The sequence below is a fragment of the Magnetococcales bacterium genome, from assembly GCA_015232395.1.
Lineage (GTDB): Bacteria > Pseudomonadota > Magnetococcia > Magnetococcales > JADFZT01 > JADFZT01.
In genome coordinates this window covers 1-3,932 of the sequence record JADFZT010000156.1, presented here as the reverse complement: position 1 = coordinate 3,932, position 3,932 = coordinate 1, and the positions used below count along the sequence as shown (strand labels likewise).

Below are 3,932 nucleotides of genomic sequence, written 5' to 3'. Positions count from 1 at the left end.
TGAAAAATCATACCATAAATCCAGGATCCAGGCACGGCATCACGTTTCCAAAAGAGCGACTTTTTGCGGGAGACTCAGACCTGTTTTGCCTGGGCTGACTATTCGGTTGAAAAGGTGAAATAGATGAAAATGAGCTGGATGCCTGGGCTTACAGAAAAAAATCCGGATGATTCGGTGGCAAGTTTCCTTTTTTGCCTCAGGTGATTGCCGTTCATCCTCTTCACGCCTGCCTTTGCCCTCCCAAACTAGCTGCTTTTTTCCTGATTTTACCGCTTGTTGCTTGATGATAACACCCCTTTTCCAGGGATCTCTTCACCCCGAATTTACTGCTGAAATGTTTCATCTTAATGCGCTCCTTCTGTTTGGTAGATGCTCTCTCCATTGCCAACGCCCAGGGAATTGATTTTGGGCTTTATGGATTGGAGTTGCCATGTACGCCATAGGGATCAAACGACCCGATGAGGGAGATCTCCGGATGGTTTCCGAAAGGGGAGGCTTCTGGTTGTCGGATGAAGAGATGGAAAAGCTGGATGTCGAGGCGATCTACGTGCCGGTGGATTTGAAGGGGGCTGGGCTGGGAAATATCCAATCAGGAGCCAGCCCGGCACCTCGGGAAACCACCCCCGCCCAACCATCCGGCGCTTTCCGGACATCACCCAAAGAGGGGCTTTTTACCACCAGCCCGAAAGGAGAGGAGAAATACCATGGAAAACTATTTTGCCGCTGAGACGCTTATCATCGAGCGGTTGAAAGATCAGGTAACCGACTTGCGGGTTGTCCAGGGAGCCGGTAGCGCTGAGGAGGTGTTCAAAGGGAGTCGGGCCATGCCGATTGTGCATGTGCTCCATGACGGGGATGAGGCTTCTGAAGATGGGAGTCATCGCGCTGGAGAAGATCAGCTCGTGGTACAGCGCTGGCTGATCATCCTGTCGGTTCAGAGCCATCGGGAGAGTGCTGACGGATTAGCGGTGCGCAAAGAAGCGGGGCCTCTGCTCATGGCCATCACCAACGCCTTGCAGGGATGGAAGCCCACCACTGGCCTGACCCCACTGATCAAGGTTTCCTCTCCCGCTGCCCGCTACCAGGATAATCATGGCCATTTTTTCCTGGCCTTCACCACCCGCATCACCCACCGGGGGTAACCTTGAGGTTGGGTTTTGGCTGGGTTTGATAAATCAGGAGATCAAGAGATGAGTGTCTATTCATATATCGGCAGCGGGGCGGTTTATGCGGCCCCATTTGGTGGTGGTAAAATGCGCAAGCTGGGTCACTGCACCCAGCTGGAAATGGCTGTTTCCCAAAAGGTCAAAGAGCTGCATGACTGGCAAAATTCGGCGGGGGGGGTGGTGGATTCCCTGCGTCGTATCGAAAAGGTGGCGGTGGCCATGACCATCACGGAGTTGAGCCCGGAAAATCTGGCCATGGCGGTGTTTGGAGCCAGCAGCCAAACCACCTCCGGGGCCGTTGCCAACGAATCGGTCACGGCCTGGCTGGGCGGATTGGTGCGTTTGAGTCATATCCAACCTGCTGGGGTGACGGTGACCAGTTCCGATGGGGAGACCGCTCCAGACTGGCTCTCTTCAACAGCCTATGTGGCTGGGGATTATGTGATTCCCACCACCCCCAACCAGCATTACTACAAGTGCACAACCTCCGGCACCTCCGGCGGCAGCGAGCCCACCTGGCCGGTCAGTGGCACCACCATCACCGACGGCAGCGCCCAATGGCAGGATATGGGCACGATCATTCGTGTGGAGGGGAGTGATTTTGAGTTGACCGGGGCTGGGTTGTTCATTCCGGAGACGAGCGCCATGGAGGAGGGCCGCACCATCGATGTGGATTACAGCTATGGCTCCGAAGAGGTGGTGCAGGCGCTCATCAACTCCGGCACCGAGCTGACCATGGTGTTTGATGGCCTCAACGAAGCCCAGGACGACCGCCCCCGGGTGGTGGATCTGCATCGGGTGCGGTTTGGTCCCACCTCCGGCCACCCTCTGGTGACGGATGGATTCGCCAGTTTAACGCTGTCCGGCATCCTCCTGAAAGATACCAATCAGAGCGGTGAGGGGGTGAGCCAATATTTCAAGGAGACCCTGGCGGCCTGATTCGGGAAAAGAGGGCGGTATCAGCAGATCCGCCTGAAAATGTCCACAAACAGGATGCGGGATCGACGGTGGCTCAAAAGGAATTTGACCCCCGGATCCCGTGGGAGTGGCCGGTCCCCCTTCTCCCGGCCACTCCCGAAAATATCCGTAAATATCAAAGTCTATTCCACCAAATCAATCCCGTTATCGGAGATTTGTCATGTCTGGAAAATCGATTCAACTACAGGAAGATGATTGGGAGTTGCTGTTTAATCAGCAGTCCAAATTCAAGATTGGCCACACCACGTTGATTCTCCGCCCTTTGGGGTTGGCCCAGTTTGCTTTTGTGGTCAAGGAGATCGCTGCCATGGCTGCCGAAACTGGCATTTTGGGGGATGAGCCACCCCAGGGCATCAAGTCCAACATGTGGCGTATTCCCGCCATTGCCGCCACCATTCGGGAGCGAGCCCCGGGGGTACTGGCCACTCTTTCGGGCTTAAATGAAGAGGATGTGGAACGCCTGCCCCCGGTGGTGGCGGTGGAGTTGTTCAAGGCGTGTGTGGAGATCAATATCAAAAGCCAGGAGATGCTCGAAAAAAAGTTGCAGTCCATGGCCGGCGAGATCAACCGCATGGTCCATGGATCCCCATCCCGCTAGGAGAAGTGATTCAAACCTTGATTGCCAACGGTCACCCTTGGGAGGTGATTCAAAACTATTCCCTGTCTGAAATCGCATTTTTTTATGGGGCGGCCTGTCAGTTGGAGGACAAACGTTACAAGCGCCAGACGGTCTCCCATTGGGTCGGCCACAACGCGTTACGTGAGGAGATGCTCCGCATGACCCAGGGGTAGCAGGAGAAGGCCAAGGGAGGAGGGGCTGGGGGAAGGTGGCTTGTTTCCTGGCAGGGGAGGGTGGGATTTTTGCTTGTCAGGATGGTGTCAGAAAAAAAACCCCCACTCCTTTTCATAGGTTCCCATAACGGCACCTATGACTGAAGGAGAAGGAAATGACCAAGACCCTGCCCGCCCGTACCCTCACCAATTGGGGGATTGTTTTGCTATTGATCTGTGCTTTGACATCTCTCAGCGGCTGCCAGGGCGTTCGCCTGGATCGGGATCATGTCCTCCATGTGGTCCACGAGCATCCCCACCGCCGGTAACCGGCCCGCACCACCCGTCCGTTACCGCAAAAAGAGCAGGGATCGCCAGTTGGGTCCCAAGGAATGTCTACTATCAAAGAAGCGCGATCCCTGCTTTTTTTTAGGATTGAGTCATTGTGGCGCTATCGGTATTTCCATAGCTCGGATACTCTCCAAGTCAGGATGGTTTGAGCTGTTGGATGGTAATAGTTGTTTATACCGAATCCTCTGAAGCGGACTCAGAGGAGCTTGCTTGGTTACCATGGGCGTTGTGTGACAGTTGATTCGGTAGTAGATAGGGATTTAAAAACAGCAAAGCATTTCTTTTTTTGATTTTTCTCATATTAAATGCTCAGGAATCAGGCGGAGGAGGGATTTTTTTGAGACCTGCCGGGGATCTTTCGAACCCCAGCAGGTTTGTTGATTTAGGCGTCGGGTATAGAAGAGGAGGAGGTGTTCACGGGGGTGGGCGAACCATAGCTGCCAGGGCCATAGGAGGGGTATCCCGGGCTGTTGGGGCCGTTGTATCCATATCCGCTGGGACCGTTGTATCCATATCTGCTGGGACCATTGGAACCATATCCGCTGGGACCATTGGAACCATATCCGCTGGGACCATTGGAACCATATCCGCTGGGACCATTGGAACCATATCCGCTGGGACCATTGGAACCATATCCGCTGGGACCATTGGAACCATATCCGCTGG

Annotated in this window: 6 protein-coding genes; all 6 read left to right on the top strand. The window is 54.5% G+C overall.

The window, feature by feature from the left end:
* Positions 1–430: 430 nt before the first annotated feature.
* The 6 genes from HQL52_20170 (at position 431) to HQL52_20145 (ending at position 3,244) form a co-directional block, all read left to right on the top strand.
* Positions 431–727, top strand: a complete 297-nt coding sequence (locus tag HQL52_20170; GenBank protein ID MBF0371757.1) for a hypothetical protein — start codon at positions 431–433, stop codon at positions 725–727.
* A complete protein-coding gene (locus tag HQL52_20165; protein ID MBF0371756.1) occupies positions 705–1,142 on the top strand; it encodes a hypothetical protein in 438 nt (145 codons plus the stop codon). Before HQL52_20170 ends, HQL52_20165 begins: the two co-directional genes overlap by 23 nt.
* A 48-nt stretch (positions 1,143–1,190) precedes the next feature.
* Complete coding sequence (locus tag HQL52_20160) at positions 1,191–2,105, top strand: hypothetical protein (protein MBF0371755.1); 915 nt, start codon at positions 1,191–1,193, stop codon at positions 2,103–2,105.
* 199 nt (positions 2,106–2,304) lie between these two features.
* Positions 2,305–2,742, top strand: coding sequence for a hypothetical protein (locus HQL52_20155; GenBank protein MBF0371754.1), 438 nt, complete (start codon positions 2,305–2,307; stop codon positions 2,740–2,742).
* A 5-nt stretch (positions 2,743–2,747) separates the two neighbouring features.
* Entirely contained in the window at positions 2,748–2,936 is a 189-nt protein-coding gene (locus HQL52_20150) for a hypothetical protein (GenBank protein ID MBF0371753.1), read from the top strand.
* Between the two features lie 155 nt (positions 2,937–3,091).
* Positions 3,092–3,244 carry a hypothetical protein gene (locus HQL52_20145; GenBank protein MBF0371752.1) on the top strand — a complete coding sequence of 51 codons (153 nt, stop codon included), beginning with the start codon at positions 3,092–3,094 and terminating at the stop codon, positions 3,242–3,244.
* Positions 3,245–3,932: the final 688 nt, after the last annotated feature.

What these genes read in the sequence shown, in the direction of transcription:
- HQL52_20170 (MBF0371757.1), top strand. Translation starts at nt 431, where the DNA reads ATGTACGCCATAGGGATCAAACGACCCGATGAGGGAGATCTCCGGATG.
- HQL52_20160 (MBF0371755.1), top strand. Translation starts at nt 1,191, where the DNA reads ATGAGTGTCTATTCATATATCGGCAGCGGGGCGGTTTATGCGGCCCCA.
- HQL52_20155 (MBF0371754.1), top strand. Translation starts at nt 2,305, where the DNA reads ATGTCTGGAAAATCGATTCAACTACAGGAAGATGATTGGGAGTTGCTG.
- HQL52_20165 (MBF0371756.1), top strand. Translation starts at nt 705, where the DNA reads ATGGAAAACTATTTTGCCGCTGAGACGCTTATCATCGAGCGGTTGAAA.
- HQL52_20145 (MBF0371752.1), top strand. Translation starts at nt 3,092, where the DNA reads ATGACCAAGACCCTGCCCGCCCGTACCCTCACCAATTGGGGGATTGTT.